This is a genomic window from Solirhodobacter sp., assembly GCF_964715405.1.
This window is the reverse complement of the sequence record NZ_CBAICG010000011.1, coordinates 59,121-72,366: the sequence shown is the minus strand read 5'-3', so window position 1 is coordinate 72,366 and position 13,246 is coordinate 59,121. Positions and strand designations below refer to the sequence as shown.

17 protein-coding genes and 1 tRNA gene are annotated in these 13,246 nt (G+C 66.6%); 10 read left to right on the top strand and 8 right to left on the bottom strand.

The features are described 5' to 3' along the window. Window positions 1–5 precede the first annotated feature (5 nt). Window positions 6–1,169 (bottom strand): polysaccharide biosynthesis/export family protein, encoded by a 1,164-nt coding sequence (locus tag AC11WY_RS07105; RefSeq protein ID WP_482923926.1) that lies wholly within the window; start codon window positions 1,167–1,169, stop codon window positions 6–8. An 89-nt stretch (window positions 1,170–1,258) separates the two neighbouring features. Then, on the bottom strand, window positions 1,259–2,551 hold the full coding sequence (locus AC11WY_RS07100; protein ID WP_482923925.1) for a capsule biosynthesis protein: 1,293 nt from the start codon (window positions 2,549–2,551) through the stop codon (window positions 1,259–1,261). Window positions 2,552–2,755: 204 nt separating this feature from the next. Here AC11WY_RS07100 and AC11WY_RS07095 point away from each other — a divergent pair, with 204 nt between their 5' ends. From AC11WY_RS07095 to AC11WY_RS07065, 7 genes are all read left to right on the top strand, one after another. Next, entirely contained in the window at window positions 2,756–3,361 is a 606-nt protein-coding gene (locus AC11WY_RS07095; protein WP_482923923.1) for a riboflavin synthase, read from the top strand. Then, the gene (locus AC11WY_RS07090) at window positions 3,358–3,942 is read left to right on the top strand and encodes a hypothetical protein (RefSeq protein ID WP_482923921.1); all 585 of its coding nucleotides are present in this window, start codon (window positions 3,358–3,360) and stop codon (window positions 3,940–3,942) included. Before AC11WY_RS07095 ends, AC11WY_RS07090 begins: the two co-directional genes overlap by 4 nt. 59 nt (window positions 3,943–4,001) lie before the next feature. Further along, the gene (gene ribB / locus AC11WY_RS07085; protein WP_482923919.1) at window positions 4,002–5,111 is read left to right on the top strand and encodes a 3,4-dihydroxy-2-butanone-4-phosphate synthase; all 1,110 of its coding nucleotides are present in this window, start codon (window positions 4,002–4,004) and stop codon (window positions 5,109–5,111) included. Window positions 5,112–5,114: 3 nt separating this feature from the next. Next, entirely contained in the window at window positions 5,115–5,657 is a 543-nt protein-coding gene (locus AC11WY_RS07080; protein ID WP_482923917.1) for a 6,7-dimethyl-8-ribityllumazine synthase, read from the top strand. Continuing rightward, complete coding sequence (gene nusB, locus AC11WY_RS07075; RefSeq protein ID WP_482923915.1) at window positions 5,654–6,118, top strand: transcription antitermination factor NusB; 465 nt, start codon at window positions 5,654–5,656, stop codon at window positions 6,116–6,118. Before AC11WY_RS07080 ends, nusB begins: the two co-directional genes overlap by 4 nt. Before the next feature lie 110 nt (window positions 6,119–6,228). Beyond that, complete coding sequence (locus AC11WY_RS07070; RefSeq protein ID WP_482923914.1) at window positions 6,229–6,555, top strand: hypothetical protein; 327 nt, start codon at window positions 6,229–6,231, stop codon at window positions 6,553–6,555. Window positions 6,556–6,905: 350 nt separating this feature from the next. After that, entirely contained in the window at window positions 6,906–7,385 is a 480-nt protein-coding gene (locus AC11WY_RS07065; protein ID WP_482923912.1) for an MmcB family DNA repair protein, read from the top strand. A gap of 1 nt (window position 7,386) precedes the next feature. Here AC11WY_RS07065 and AC11WY_RS07060 read toward each other — a convergent pair whose 3' ends face one another. Continuing rightward, the gene (locus tag AC11WY_RS07060; RefSeq protein WP_482923910.1) at window positions 7,387–7,611 is read right to left on the bottom strand and encodes a DUF6324 family protein; all 225 of its coding nucleotides are present in this window, start codon (window positions 7,609–7,611) and stop codon (window positions 7,387–7,389) included. 120 nt (window positions 7,612–7,731) lie between these two features. Between AC11WY_RS07060 and AC11WY_RS07055 the strand changes: the two genes are divergently transcribed. Both AC11WY_RS07055 and AC11WY_RS07050 read left to right on the top strand, forming a co-directional pair. Next, complete coding sequence (locus tag AC11WY_RS07055; protein ID WP_482923909.1) at window positions 7,732–8,001, top strand: hypothetical protein; 270 nt, start codon at window positions 7,732–7,734, stop codon at window positions 7,999–8,001. Between the two features lie 13 nt (window positions 8,002–8,014). After that, window positions 8,015–8,091, top strand: a tRNA-His gene (locus AC11WY_RS07050). A 35-nt stretch (window positions 8,092–8,126) separates the two neighbouring features. On the opposite strand, the gene AC11WY_RS07045 is transcribed toward AC11WY_RS07050, so the two are convergent. Together AC11WY_RS07045 and AC11WY_RS07040 are read right to left on the bottom strand one after the other, a co-directional pair. Continuing rightward, entirely contained in the window at window positions 8,127–8,258 is a 132-nt protein-coding gene (locus AC11WY_RS07045; protein WP_482923907.1) for a hypothetical protein, read from the bottom strand. Next, on the bottom strand, window positions 8,258–8,680 hold the full coding sequence (locus tag AC11WY_RS07040; RefSeq protein WP_482923995.1) for a tyrosine-type recombinase/integrase: 423 nt from the start codon (window positions 8,678–8,680) through the stop codon (window positions 8,258–8,260). Before AC11WY_RS07040 ends, AC11WY_RS07045 begins: the two co-directional genes overlap by 1 nt. A 94-nt stretch (window positions 8,681–8,774) precedes the next feature. On the opposite strand from AC11WY_RS07040, the gene AC11WY_RS07035 reads away from it, so the two are divergent. After that, window positions 8,775–10,574, top strand: coding sequence for an NAD(P)-binding domain-containing protein (locus tag AC11WY_RS07035; RefSeq protein WP_482923905.1), 1,800 nt, complete (start codon window positions 8,775–8,777; stop codon window positions 10,572–10,574). A 140-nt stretch (window positions 10,575–10,714) separates the two neighbouring features. Here AC11WY_RS07035 and AC11WY_RS07030 read toward each other — a convergent pair whose 3' ends face one another. The 3 genes from AC11WY_RS07030 to AC11WY_RS07020 form a co-directional block, all read right to left on the bottom strand. Then, entirely contained in the window at window positions 10,715–10,849 is a 135-nt protein-coding gene (locus AC11WY_RS07030; protein WP_482923903.1) for a DUF4389 domain-containing protein, read from the bottom strand. 144 nt (window positions 10,850–10,993) lie between these two features. After that, window positions 10,994–12,499 (bottom strand): tetratricopeptide repeat protein, encoded by a 1,506-nt coding sequence (locus AC11WY_RS07025; RefSeq protein WP_482923901.1) that lies wholly within the window; start codon window positions 12,497–12,499, stop codon window positions 10,994–10,996. Window positions 12,500–12,834: 335 nt separating this feature from the next. Next, window positions 12,835–13,137 carry a hypothetical protein gene (locus tag AC11WY_RS07020; protein WP_482923900.1) on the bottom strand — a complete coding sequence of 101 codons (303 nt, stop codon included), beginning with the start codon at window positions 13,135–13,137 and terminating at the stop codon, window positions 12,835–12,837. Window positions 13,138–13,246: the final 109 nt, after the last annotated feature.

Genomic DNA, 13,246 nt, shown 5'->3' with positions numbered 1-13,246 from the left:
GCGGCCTATTTGCCCGAGAGCGTCGTGCCCAGGCTGTTGCCCGTGGCGGCGGTGCTGAGGGTCTGGGCACTGTTGAGGGTGCCGGTGAACACCGACAGCGATTTCTGCCACTGGACGAAGGGCGCTTCGGTCACGAACACGGTATCGCCATCGCGGACCATGAAATCGCGCGCGTTGAACATGCCGTTCGGCGCGGTCAGGTCGAGCACATAGATCATCCGCTGGTCGCCGACCAGATCGCTGCGCCCCAGCACCGAGTTTGCGATCGGGGCGGGTTCATTGCGGAACACGAAGACCCCTTTGGGATCGGCGAGCCCGGTGTTCAGGCCGCCAACCTGCGCGATCGCCTCGATCGCCGACAAGGTCTGGGTGGTGAACTGGATGCGGCTCTGGGTGCCGGTTGCGCCCAGCACTGTGAAGGCGCGCAGGTCGCGCTGGACATAGATCTTGTCGCCGCCGCGCAGCGCGATGTCGAGCGCGGGGTTGGTGTAAAGGTCGTTCAGCCAGACGTTTTCGGATTTCCTGCCGCGCGTCACGATGATCTCGGCGGTATCGACCGCGATCCCGACGCCGCCGGCCTTGGCGATCATCGCCGACAGGGTGCGGGTGGATTGGGTGATCGGATAGACCCCCTGCACCGCCACCGAGCCCTCGACGGTCACCGCGGAGCCGTCGCCGGCAATGCGGCCGATCGAAACCTGCGGGTCGGGGGTCTGGGCCGCGAGCTTGCGGGTGATCTCGGAGCGCAGCGTCTCGGGCGAGTCGCCCGCGGCGTGGATGCGGCCCGCGTAGGGCACATAGATGAAGCCCTGGCCATCGACCTCGACATCGGCAAGCACGGTGGCCTTCTGCCCGGGCAGGCCCAACAGCGGGTTGGCCACGTTTTCATAGACCGACACGGTCAGCTTGTCGCCCGACTGGATGGTGTCGGGGCCAACCAGCCCGGCCTTGAGGAACGCCGAGGTGAACCCCAGCGCGGGCATCACCGAGGTGGCGCGGGTCACGCGGTCGTTCACCTGAACCACAAAGGCGTCACCCTTCTTGAGCTCGGAGCCGGCGAAGATTTCGCCTTTGCTCGGACCACTTCGCGGCACGCCGCAGGCGGCAACCGCCGCAACGAGGACGAAAAGGGCCAGACGTTTGGCCCCCTTGAACGGGATCGGGATCACTGCTCGGGCTCCTTCTCGGGAAACTGCCTCAAGTTTTTTGTGCAAACCTACAGAAAGGCGGGATAAAAAGCCAGACAGATCACACCGCCCTAGTTTACGAGCCGCAACTGTTGCCGCGGGGCCGCGTTTCCCGAGCGCAGGGCGTCATAGGGGTCTTCCGGCGCCAGGATCATGTCGATCACCTGCCGCAGCAATTCGCGCCGTCCGCGCGCCGAGTAGAAGCCGCCCGGCACCTGCGAGGTTTCGAGCAGGAAATGCCGGTAGTCGCGGTAGGCGCGGCTGTCGGGGCGCGTCGGATGGGCGAAGAACTCGGGCAGCGACTGGGTCGAGACGAACTCAGGCTTGGCGTAGACCGCCTTGCCGAAGACCTTGAGCGGCAGCCCGCGCCACAGCGCCTGTTGCGCGGCGGTGGAGTTCACGGTGACCACGGTGCGGGCATGGTTCAAAAGCCCGGCCAGCTTGCCGCCGCGCACGAAATGCACCCGGCTGGCAACGCCGTGCATCTGTGCAAGGTGGCGCAGGTCGTCCTTCAACGGCACGCGACCGTCTTCGAGCGGATGCGCCTTGAACACCAGATGGTGGTGCGGTGGCGCGCCCTTGGCGAAGCCCTCGACGCAAAGCGCGAGGAACTCGCGCATCGTGGTGAACGGGCTGTGCATCCGGAAGCTGGCATCATGTTCCAGTTGCAGCAGCACGAGATGATAGGGAAAGCCGCCGAACTTGATGCGCTGGGTTTCGAGGAAGCGTTCGACCTTGTGCACCGGCATCAGCAGCAGTCGGCGCAGGTAAAGCCGGAACTCGGCCGCCACGCCGATGTCGCGGTGTGGCCGGAAATTGCGATAGGCAGCGTTCCGCGTCAGCACGAACCAGTGGTAAAGCGCGCCGTAAAAGACATGGTGGCGCATGTCGCCCCAGCGCGCGGGCGCGTCCGGCAGGTCCATGTCCAGTTGCGCCAGCGCCACCTGCATCTGCGGCACCGTCATCTCCATCAGCCGGGAGTGGCCGTTCACCCCGCCGCGTTCGTAGGTCACCCAGAACGGCCGCAGATAGCCCTCTTCGAACACATGGACGGTCAGTCCCGCCGCCTGTGCGATCTCCACCGCCTGGGCGTGGATCGGGCGGGTGTCGCCATAAAGCACGATGTCGGTGATGCGGTGCGCGGCGATCAGCGCGCGGAAGGTCGCGGGCCAGTCTTCGGGGCGGCCGGTGTAGGGGATGTAGCCGCCGGCGCGGAACCAGAACGCGCGGTCGCCCTGATTGAAGCCGACGCGCCAGACCTCTGCCTTGGCCGCGCGCAGCATCGTGCCGAGGCGGTGGAAGAAGGGTCCGTGCGGCCCTTGCAGAAAGAGGAAGCGGCGACCCGCCCCCGAACCGTCATGCATTCTCGCCTTGTCCCTGTGCGCCGGGCGCGCGGCCCGGTCCGGGTATGGATTGTATCCCGATTGCCCACAATGCCCGATGCGGTGCGGCGCCACTGCGGCAAGCCTGCGACAAGATCGCGGCAAGGGATGAAGATTTCCCCTTTCCGGCGGCTCTTGTCAGGATCGCGCCGGGCGTTTACCCCGGTCGGGCAGGGGGATCGCAGCATGTTCACCGGGATCATCACCGACATCGGCCGTATCGTGGCGCTGGACCAGCGCGGCGACCTTCGCGCCCGGATCGCAACGCGGTATGACGTGATGGGAATCGACATCGGCGCCTCGATCGCCTGCGACGGGGTCTGCCTGACGGTCGTCGATACCGGAACGGCGCCGCAGGGCTGGTTCGACGTCGACATCTCGGCCGAGACGGTGTCGAAGACCAACATCGGCGGCAACCGCTGGAGCCCTGGGCGCCGCATCAACCTGGAACGCGCGCTGCGGGTGGGTGACGAGCTGGGCGGGCACATCGTTTCGGGCCATGTCGATGGCGTGGCCGAGGTGATCGCGATGCGGACCGAGGGCGACAGCACACGGGTGACCTTTCGCGCGCCCGAGGCGCTGGCGGGCTTCATCGCGCCGAAGGGGTCGATCGCGCTCAACGGCACTTCGCTGACCGTGAACGAGGTGCAGGGGGCAGAGTTCGGCGTGAACCTGATCCCGCATACCCGCAAGGTCACGACCTGGGGCGAGGTGGCGCTGGGCGATCTGATCAACCTCGAAGTCGATACGCTGGCGCGCTATGTCGCGCGGCTGCGCGAATGGGGCGGATGACCGGCGGACAGATGCTGGCGGGGCCGGGCCACAACGGCGGACCGACGCTGGAGCCGGGCTTCACCTGGCGCAAGCACTGCTGGACCAGGGCCCGCGCCGAGCTGCTGCCACACCTGCCGCTGGAGGTGCTGCGCACCCGCGTGCGGCGGGCGGCCGAGCTTGGGCTGGACTACCGCACCTATGCCTCGGTCCGCGCCGCGACGGGGCATGACGTGCTGGCCTTCCTGTTTTCGTCGAATGCGCTGCGGGTGTTCGCGCCGGCGCCCGCGCTGCCGCAGGACCGGGCCGCGAAGCTGGCAACGATCCGCGATGCGCTGCGGCTTGGGCTGGCCAGCGCGCGGCTCGAACCGGCCGATCTGGCCGCCACCGCATCGCTGGATGCGGCCCACCCCGCCCCCGCCGCCCTGGCGCCCTGGGCGTTGCAGCGGCAGGCCATCCGCGCGGCGCTTTCTCCCGCCCGCCTGCCGGGTGACCGGGTCATTCTGGTGGGCGACATGGCGCTGGAACGCGAGTGGTGCGCGGCGGGCGGCCTGGCCGGTTACCTGACGGCCGAGCGCTATTTCGGGGCGGCGCAAGCCTGAGCGGCTCTGGCCTTCGCCGCCGCCTTGCGCTAGGTGCAGGCGATGCGGAGGGCCCACCGATGACCGACACCAGCAAGACCGAATATTCCGATGCGATCTCCTCGATCGAGGAGATCATCGAGGACGCCCGCAACGGGCGGATGTTCATCCTTGTCGACCACGAGGATCGCGAGAACGAGGGTGATCTCGTCATTCCGGCGCAGATGTGCACGCCCTCGGCGATCAATTTCATGGCGATGCACGGCCGTGGGCTGATCTGCCTGGCATTGCCGGGCGCGCGCGTCGACGCGCTGGGCCTGCCGCTGATGAGCCCGAAGAACTCCTCGCGCCACGAAACCGCGTTCACCATGTCGATCGAGGCGCGCGAAGGCGTTACCACCGGCATCTCGGCGCATGACCGCGCGCGCACCGTCTCGGTCGCCATCGACCCGACCAAGGGCGCCGCCGACATCGCGACGCCGGGTCACGTCTTCCCGCTGCGCGCCCGCGAGGGTGGCGTGCTGGTGCGCGCCGGGCATACCGAGGCGGCGGTTGACGTCTCGCGGCTGGCCGGGCTGAACCCCGCCGGTGTGATCTGCGAGATCATGAACGAGGACGGCACGATGTCTCGCCTGCCCGACCTGGTGGCCTTCGCGCAGCGTCACAACCTGAAGATCGGCACGATTTCCGATCTGATCGCCTACCGCCGCCGCCATGACAACCTGGTGAAGGTGACCAAGGAGCGGATCATCCACTCGGAATTCGGCGGCGAATGGGCGATGCGCATCTATGCCGACGACACCCAGGGCGCCGAGCACATCGCGCTGATCAAAGGCGACCTGTCGGGCGAGGCGCCGGTGCTGGTGCGGATGCATACGCTGGACCCGCTTCTGGACGTGATCGGCCTTGGCGGGCCGGGCCGCGCGGCCGAATTCGGCCAGGCCATGCGGCTGATCGCGAAAGAGGGGCGGGGCGCGCTGGTGCTTTTGCGCGACACCCAGATGAAGCTGGTGACCGAGGATGCCGTGTCGCCGCAGACGCTGCGGCAATACGGCGTTGGCGCGCAGATCCTGTCGTCGCTCGGGATCAGCAAGCTGACGCTTCTGACCAACTCGCGCACACCCAGGGTGGTCGGACTGGAGGCCTATGGCCTGTCCATCGTGGGCACCCGCCCGATTCCGAAGGAGTGAGTGATGGCCGGAACCGAAACGCATACCACCCTGCCGCTGCCGGTTTTCGACAAGCCGGTGAAGGTGCTGATCGTGGTCGCGCCCTACTACAAGGACATCGCAGACGACCTGATCGCCGGGGCCCGTGCCACGCTCGACGCGGCGGGCGCCACGCATGAACTGATCGAGGTGCCGGGCGCGCTGGAAGTGCCGCCCGCCATCGCGCTGGCCGAACGGCAGGCGAACTTTGACGGCTACGTCGCGCTTGGCTGCATCATCCGGGGCGAGACGACGCATTACGACACGGTCTGCAACGACAGCTCGCACGGGCTGATGCTGCTGGGCCTGCAGGGCGCCTGCCTTGGCAACGGCATCCTGACCGTCGAAAACCGCCAGCAGGCCGTGGTGCGCGCCGACCCGGCCGAGCAGAACAAGGGCGGCGGTGCCGCTGCGGCGGCCTTGCACCTGATCGCACTTTCGCGCAAATGGGCGGCCCAGACCAAGGGGATCGGCTTCAAGCCCGCGGGCGAGCCGGTCCGCATCGCAGAGGACCACAGGACCGCATGACCGCGAAGCCCGACAAGCGCCGGATGCGTTCCGCCGCGCGCCTTTACGCCGTGCAGGCCCTGTTCCAGATGGAAGTCTCGGGCCAGACGGCCGAGGCCGTTGCCAGCGAGTTCGAGACGCACCGGTTCGGTGCCGTCTACGACGAGGACGAGATGGCAGAGGGCAATGTCGAACTGTTCCGCAAGCTGGTGGGCGACGCGGTGAACTGGCAGGCCCGCATCGACCAGATGACCGATCGCGCGCTGGTCGCCAAATGGCCGATCGACCGCATCGACCCGACGCTGCGTGCGCTGTTTCGTGCGGCGGGCGCTGAACTGATCCAGCCGGGCACGCCGCCCAAGGTGGTGATCACCGAATATGTCGACATCGCCAAGGCGTTCTTTCCCGACGGGAAAGAGGGCAAGTTCGTCAATGCCGTGCTCGACCACATGGCGCATGAAGCGCACCCGGAGGGACTCTGATCCGGCTGTGGCGCTTGGCCGCGGGAAATCCGCCGACCTGCGGAAAAGTCCGTTTGACTTTGCCCCCGAGCCGTTATGCTGTTGTCACAATGTGTAAGAGGAGTCGCCTGATGCCAAAGCTGGTTCGCCTGTACATTCTGCACGTCCTGATCGGCTTCGGCATCTCGGCAGCGTTCTGTGTCACGATTGTCTGGCTGAATGTGGCCGGGCTTCGCCATCTGGTGCTGGAGACCGACATGGGCTGGGTCGCGGCGGCGATGCTGTTCGTCTCGAACGGGGTCGTGTTCGCGGGCGTCCAGTTCGCGATTGCCGTGATGCTGCTGGCCGAGGATGACGAGGGCCCGCGCGGCGGTCGCCGCCAGCGGGTCGCCAAGGCTTGGCTGCCGGTCGCCATTCCGGCGCGCGAGAAGCCCGCGATGGACCGCCGTCCGCGCTGAGCGCCGCGACAGGTTTCATCGGTCCGCCCGGGCGTGATGCTCGCGGCGGGCCTTTTCATGTCTGCGCGCCGCATCGGCGGTGTGGGGAAGTGGTGGCGGGAACCGCGGCAACCGTGCGGGCGTGAATTTCCCGAGAGCCTGGATGACCAGGTGGGCGCCAGATACCGAGACCACGATCTCGGCAGAGCCAGCTCCCTCGGAGAAGCTTATCGGCCACTGGAAAAGGGCCCGTCACGGGAAGGGCAGAAGCCCGCCAAGGCCCAAGATAGTCCTGCCTCGCCGCCACGGCAAGGGCCCTGCTGATCGCGCGCCCACTGGACTTTTGTTCACGTCTTGTTCATATCTGTGCCATGCTCGACGATTATGCCCCCGGTCAGTTGCTTGCGCGTGGTGTTTGCCGCCACCTGCTGGGCCATGATTTCGTCAGCGTGGTCGAACTGGTCCCTGCGCCGGGCCTGCGTGTCGATGTGATGGCGCTGGGGCCGAGGGGCGAGGTCTGGATCGTTGAATGCAAGTCGAGCCGCATTGATTTCACCAGCGACCGCAAGTGGCAGGGCTATCTGGACTGGTGCGACCGCTTCTTCTGGGCCGTCGACGCCGACTTTCCCACCGAGCTTTTGCCCGACGACACCGGCCTGATCATCGCCGACGCCTATGACGCCGAGATCGTGCGGATGGCGGCCGAGGCAAGACTGCCGCCCGCCCGACGCAAGGTGATGGTGCAGAAATTCGCGCGCCACGCGGCGCTGCGGCTTCAGGCGCTGCGCGACCCGCGGCCGCGCGGCCTGCTGGGCGGGCCAGAGCCCGGCCCCGGCGAGGAAGACGAATAACCTACCGGCGCGGCTTCCTGGCCCCGCCCTGCGGCCTGGGGCTGCCCATCTCGCGCGCCATCCGGGCGGCCGCCAGCAGTTCCTCGGCGATCTCTTCGGCCTCCTCCGGTTCGAAGTCGAGCGGCAGATCGACGCCCTCGCCCTCGACGTAGATGCGCACCATGCCGAGCGTGGTCGGCCCGATCTGCAGGTTTGCGGCAATCTCGCTTTGCTTGTCGATGCTCATGGCGCCCTCCGTTTCGCCCTCGCTACCGCCGATCCCCGAGGCTGGCAAGGGCCGCAGCGCGGGCGGGTCGCGCTTGGCGGGCGCGTGCCGCCTGCCATTCGGCCCGCAGGGAGAGGGGTGATGGACGGCGACAGCATCGAACTGCGCGATCTGGCACTTGGCGACGCGGGCTGGGTGATCGCCCGGCACGCCGAGCTTAACGGGTCCGAAGAGGGCCACCGTGCCGCCTGCGCGCTTTACGCGACCGAGGGCTTCCGGAATGGTCGAAGCGGCACCGACACGGGCTTTCGGGCAGGAGGTGATCGACCAGACCTGGGAGATTTCGCTCTGACAGCGGGTCTGGCCGACATTGACCAGACACCCCTTGCAATCGCCCCCCCGCGGCGGTAGATCGCCCCGGAGTGCCGACATAGCTCAGTTGGTTAGAGCACCAGATTGTGGATCTGGGGGTCCCCCGTTCAAGCCGGGGTGTCGGTACCATCCAACCTATTGATTTTGTTTCTTGCTGTTTGACGCTATGCTTCAACGGGTTGCGAGCTGTGCGGGACGGTCGTCCTGGTTTCACCGGGAAGGGCCGGTGTGCCGAGGTCGGCGTAGCGTTCCACCATCGCCATCGAGGAGTGGCCGAGGATGACCCAGAGCACCATCAGACACTCCCGGACTGCGCCCACCAGGACGCGAAGGTGTGCCTAAGGTCATGATACCTTGGATCTTTTATCCCGGAGCGGGTGCGCGCCGAGGTCCAGAACCTGTTGAACTCGGGGTAGGGGCTCCAGACTCGACTCAGGGGGGCCTGATCGCAGAAAACAAGGTCGTCGAGGGTGTTCGCGCGCAGCTCCTTGGCCCCTACACACGGCCGCGCACCGTGCGGCACGACCCGCTGCTTTCCGTTCTTCACATCCACAGGGCGTTGTTGCAGAACTGCTGTTGAGGCGCGACGTCCCCTTGGCGTCAACCGCTCGTCGGTCCTGCGGCGCGTCACAATGGCCGGCCTTGCCCGCCTCTGGCAGGCCGAGCGGCGCCGCGCCGTTGCACCGCGTTGCGCGCGACGTGCAGGCCGGAATCTCATGCCGCGGCCCGGCAGGGTGCGGAAACATGTGGACAGCCACGCCTTTCCTGCTTCAGCCTTTCCGCGGAGGATGAACGACCAAAAGGAGGAGACCATGCTCGACGCAACCGTGCCCAACCGGGTGCAGACGTTTCTCGATGAGTTCGGCAAGGCGCTGGAGACCGGTGACGTGGCCCGCGCCGCGGCCATGTTCCTTGACGACGGCTACTGGCGCGACCTCGCCGCCTTCACATGGAACATCAAGACGGTCGAGGGCCGGGACCAGATCGCCGACATGCTGACCCACCAGCTTGCCGCAACCGGGCCGAGCGGCTGGCGCGTCGCCGAGGGCGAGATCCCGACCGAGGCGGATGGCGTCACCACGGCCTGGATCGAGTTCGAGACCGCGGTGGCCCGCGGCTACGGTCTGATCCGCCTGAAGGAGGGAAAGATCTGGACCCTGCTGACGACGATGGTCGAACTGAAAGGGCACGAGGAGCCCAAGGGATTTGCCCGGCCGCTCGGCGCCAGGCACGGCGCGGGCAAGAACCGCCTGTCCTGGAAGGAAGAGCGCGAGGCCGAGGCGCGGGAACTCGGCTATACCCGGCAGCCCTATGTGCTGATCGTCGGCGGGGGTCAGGGCGCCATCGCGCTTGGCGCGCGGCTCCGCCAGCTTGGCGTGCCCACGATCATCGTCGAGAAGAACGACCGTCCGGGCGATAGCTGGCGCCGCCGCTACAAGTCGCTCTGCCTGCACGACCCGGTCTGGTACGATCATCTGCCCTACATCAAGTTCCCGGAAAACTGGCCGGTCTTTGCGCCGAAGGACAAGATCGGCGACTGGCTGGAATTCTATACCAGGGTGATGGAGCTCAATTACTGGACGCGCACCACCTGCAAGTCAGCGAAATACGACGACGCGAAGAAGGAATGGACCGTCGTCGTGGATCGGGACGGCAAGGAGGTCGTGCTGCGCCCGCAGCAACTCGTGCTCGCCACCGGCATGTCGGCCAAGCCGAACATCCCGAAGTTCCCGGGGATGGAGAGTTTCAAGGGCGACCAGCACCATTCCTCGCAACACCCCGGCCCGGATGCCTACACGGGCAAGAAATGCGTGGTGATCGGCTCGAACAACTCGGCCCATGACATCTGCGCGGCGCTCTGGGAACACGATGCCGACGTGACCATGGTGCAGCGCAGTTCCACCCATATCGTGCGGTCAGAGACGCTGATGGATATCGGCCTCGGCGGGCTTTATTCCGAGCAGGCGGCGCGGGACGGGATGACCACCGAGAAGGCGGACCTGATCTTCGCCTCGATCCCCTACCGCATCCTTCACGCGTTCCAGATCCCGCTTTACGAGCAGATGCGCGAGCGCGACAAGGACTTCTACGCCGGGCTGGAAAAGGCCGGGTTCGAGCTCGACTGGGGCGACGACGGCTCGGGGCTCTTCATGAAATACCTGCGCCGTGGCTCGGGCTACTATATCGACGTCGGTGCCTCGCAACTGATCATCGACGGCAAGATCAAGCTCGTCCACGGCCAGGTCGCCGAGATCGTGCCCGAGGGCGTGAAGCTTGATGACGGCAGGGTGCTGCCTGCCGACCTGATCGTCTACGCCACCGGCTACGGCTCGATGAACGGCTGGGCGGCCGACCTGATCGGCCAGGAGGTCGCCGACAAGGTTGGCAAGTGCTGGGGTCTCGGCTCGGACACGACCAAGGACCCGGGTCCGTGGGAGGGCGAGGAACGCAACATGTGGAAGCCCACCCAGCAGGAGGTGGTGTGGTTCCACGGCGGCAACCTGCACCAGTCGCGCCACTACTCGCAATTCCTCGCCCTGCAACTGAAGGCGCGCCAGGAGGGCATTCCGACGCCGGTCTACGGGCTCCAGAAGGTGCACCATCTGAAGTGATCGGACGCCGCTCCCTGCGGTAGCCTGCCGCACGGGGCGGGCTACCGCGTTCCTCCGCGGGGCCACGCACGAGAAGGCGTTCGGCTCGGAACCGCCGTTGCTGTGTTCCCGACTCGACAAGGCTCTGAACCCGGTTCAGTCTAGGGCCAGGGTTTGACATCGCTTGCGGCTGTCTGGAAACGGGCCGCAATGGCCATCCGGATACCCAGATCGGGACCGAACTTGGCGATCCGTTCGTTCGGCTGTTTGTTGTCGACCTGTGAACAAGCGTCCAAGGTTGACCCCTTTCGGCGCTGAACGCTGACACTTGGAGGGCCGGGGAGTTTGCGGAAATATCAATACGTTGACAGAACATAGGTGGGGTCATGGCCGGGCGCCGATGGTGGGGTCAAACACAGCGCCGAAACACAAACGTCCCATCAACCCGGCGGCGCCCCCGCGGCGGTCTGGTCGAGCACCGCCAGATACCCTTTCGCCGCCACCCCGTAACCATCATCCGGGGCGAGTTTCATCACCGTCCGGTAGGCGGCACGCGCTTCGTCCGCCCGGCCCAGTGCCGCCAGCGCCTCACCGTCGATCAGCCAGCCCTCGGCGTTGCCCGCCTCGGCCGCGACCACCGCCGCCGCCTGCGCCCGCGCGTCTTCCGCCCGGTTCAGCGACAGCAGGATATCGGCTCGCGTCACCTCCCACGCCGTGCTGCCTGGCACCAGTTTCAGCGCCGCATCGACGGCCACCAGCGCCTCGGGGTACCTGTGCAAGACGTTCAGCATTTCAGCATGCTGGCCCTGAAAATCCGCCACGCCCGGGTCCGCCGCCACGGCCCGCGCCAACACCGCCTCGGCCTTGTCGAAGCTGCCTTGCGACGCGTCGATCGCGCTCATCAGCACGACGGACCCATAGTCCCCCGGCGCCACCTCCAGCGCCTGCCGGGCGTCGTCGGTCGCCTTGGCCATCTGCCCCGCGCGGAATTCCGCCTCGCCCGCCAGAAAGAAGTATTTCGCTGTGCCGGGGTCGAGCGCCTCGGCCTGCATCAGCAGCGCGACCGCGCCCGCCACATCGCCCCGCGCCTGCGCCAGTTTCGACCGGCCCAGCGCCAGGAACTTGTCGTCGCCATCGGTTGCTGCAAGTCCATCAAACACCTTGCCCGCCTCGTCCAACTGCCCCGCCGCCACCAATGCAACGCCAAGGTTGGTCGCCGCCACCGCAAAATCCGGCTTCAGACTCAAGGCGTTGCGATAGGCGACCACGGCGCCGGCGGCATCCCCCTGGCGCAGCTTGATGTTGCCGATCAGGTTGGCCGCCCAGACGGCATCGGGGTGGTGCATCCGCACCATTCGCTCGGCTTCAGCCAGCGCGGCATCGGGATCGGTCTCGGCCCGCGCGGCGGCGGCAGTGAAGGGGTCGAGCAGGTCCAGCACCCGCGCCGCCGCATCGCGGAAATAGTCGGCCTCGCTTTCGGTGCCGATCGGCGGCATCTGGATGATGTCCAGCTTGTCGCGCATCACCCGGATGCGCAGGCTCACCCCGTCGGGCGAACAGGCCGCATCGCCGCAGCGAAACTCGCCGCTGATCCGGGTCTGGTAAGTGTGAAAGAACTGCCGCACATAATAGACCAGCGAGTCGATCGAGACCCCGGAATCCGGGATCGCGAAATCCACCCGCTGGTTGGTCGGCAACGCCGCTATCGCCTGTTTCGACGTGCCCGCGCGAATCTCTTCCTCGTGCAGCCCATCCCACAGCCGGTTCGCCGCCACGTCCGGCGTCAGGCCCCGCGCGGCAAGCGCCGTCGGCACCGGGAAAGGCTGGATGATGACCTGGCTGTGCAGAAACTGGACGGCGACGACCGGCACGATCAGCAGGAACAGCGACAGCAGCGCCACATTGATGAGCAGCATTCGCAGGTCCGAGGTCAGCGTGACGAGCATCGGCACATGGATCCGGCTGTGGTGCGATTTCGCGGCGTCAGCGCCCGGTTTGTCGGCCCCGGCCGACGACTTTGCGGCGGCGGTCTCTGCCGCGGGCGCTTTTCTGCGTGCCGATCGTGCCACCATCACGCCTTTGCCACACTGCGCATCGTATGCCGCCCCACCGCGCAGGCTAGACCGGTGCCGACCGGCGATCAAGCAAGGCTTGAAAGGTGGCCAACGATGGTTGATGCCCTCGGCCTTGGCAGGCTTTTTCCGCATGCCCCAACGCTGTGGCGGTGTAACGCCAGATCGTCCCGCAGGTGAATGTCCACCTCGGCCGATAGTGAATGGCTTCAGACGGCGTTTCTGACCTTGCCGACATGCCAGGAGAGAAAGACGCCCGAGACCAGGAAACCAACTGCAAGCGCAATCAGTCCCGGCACGGTCTCGATGGCGGTGGACTGCCACGCCGTGATGAAGATCGCAAGGAACAGGTTGAACGCGCCCCACAGGAAGTTCGTAAGAGCAGGCGGATTGCCAATGCCGCGCGGTTTTGCGAAAGGCGTGGGGAATGGAACCCCGCTCAACCCGCAACTCAGATGCGGCAGGCAATTGCAGTAGAGTGCGCCCGCCAGGAGACATGTAACGTAAGGCACGAGGACTTCCTTTCAGACGACAATCGCGTGGAGAGCGGTGGAAACGGTCGCTGGGGGGAATACCTTGTCCGTGCTCCTTGCCACGGGCAAGCGGGCCCCGTCGCTGCCC

Bases quoted from the DNA above. Each gene is read 5' to 3' on its own strand.
- AC11WY_RS07055 (WP_482923909.1), top strand. From the start codon at position 7,732: ATGGACGGCGACAGCATCGAACTGCGCGATCTGGCACTTGGCGACGCG.
- AC11WY_RS07025 (WP_482923901.1), bottom strand. From the start codon at position 12,499: ATGCTCGTCACGCTGACCTCGGACCTGCGAATGCTGCTCATCAATGTG.
- AC11WY_RS07100 (WP_482923925.1), bottom strand. From the start codon at position 2,551: ATGCATGACGGTTCGGGGGCGGGTCGCCGCTTCCTCTTTCTGCAAGGG.
- ribB (WP_482923919.1), top strand. From the start codon at position 4,002: ATGACCGACACCAGCAAGACCGAATATTCCGATGCGATCTCCTCGATC.
- AC11WY_RS07065 (WP_482923912.1), top strand. From the start codon at position 6,906: ATGCTCGACGATTATGCCCCCGGTCAGTTGCTTGCGCGTGGTGTTTGC.
- AC11WY_RS07070 (WP_482923914.1), top strand. From the start codon at position 6,229: ATGCCAAAGCTGGTTCGCCTGTACATTCTGCACGTCCTGATCGGCTTC.
- AC11WY_RS07080 (WP_482923917.1), top strand. From the start codon at position 5,115: ATGGCCGGAACCGAAACGCATACCACCCTGCCGCTGCCGGTTTTCGAC.
- AC11WY_RS07045 (WP_482923907.1), bottom strand. From the start codon at position 8,258: ATGGTGCTCTGGGTCATCCTCGGCCACTCCTCGATGGCGATGGTGGAA.
- AC11WY_RS07035 (WP_482923905.1), top strand. From the start codon at position 8,775: ATGCTCGACGCAACCGTGCCCAACCGGGTGCAGACGTTTCTCGATGAG.
- AC11WY_RS07040 (WP_482923995.1), bottom strand. From the start codon at position 8,680: ATGAGATTCCGGCCTGCACGTCGCGCGCAACGCGGTGCAACGGCGCGG.
- AC11WY_RS07090 (WP_482923921.1), top strand. From the start codon at position 3,358: ATGACCGGCGGACAGATGCTGGCGGGGCCGGGCCACAACGGCGGACCG.
- AC11WY_RS07060 (WP_482923910.1), bottom strand. From the start codon at position 7,611: ATGAGCATCGACAAGCAAAGCGAGATTGCCGCAAACCTGCAGATCGGG.
- nusB (WP_482923915.1), top strand. From the start codon at position 5,654: ATGACCGCGAAGCCCGACAAGCGCCGGATGCGTTCCGCCGCGCGCCTT.
- AC11WY_RS07095 (WP_482923923.1), top strand. From the start codon at position 2,756: ATGTTCACCGGGATCATCACCGACATCGGCCGTATCGTGGCGCTGGAC.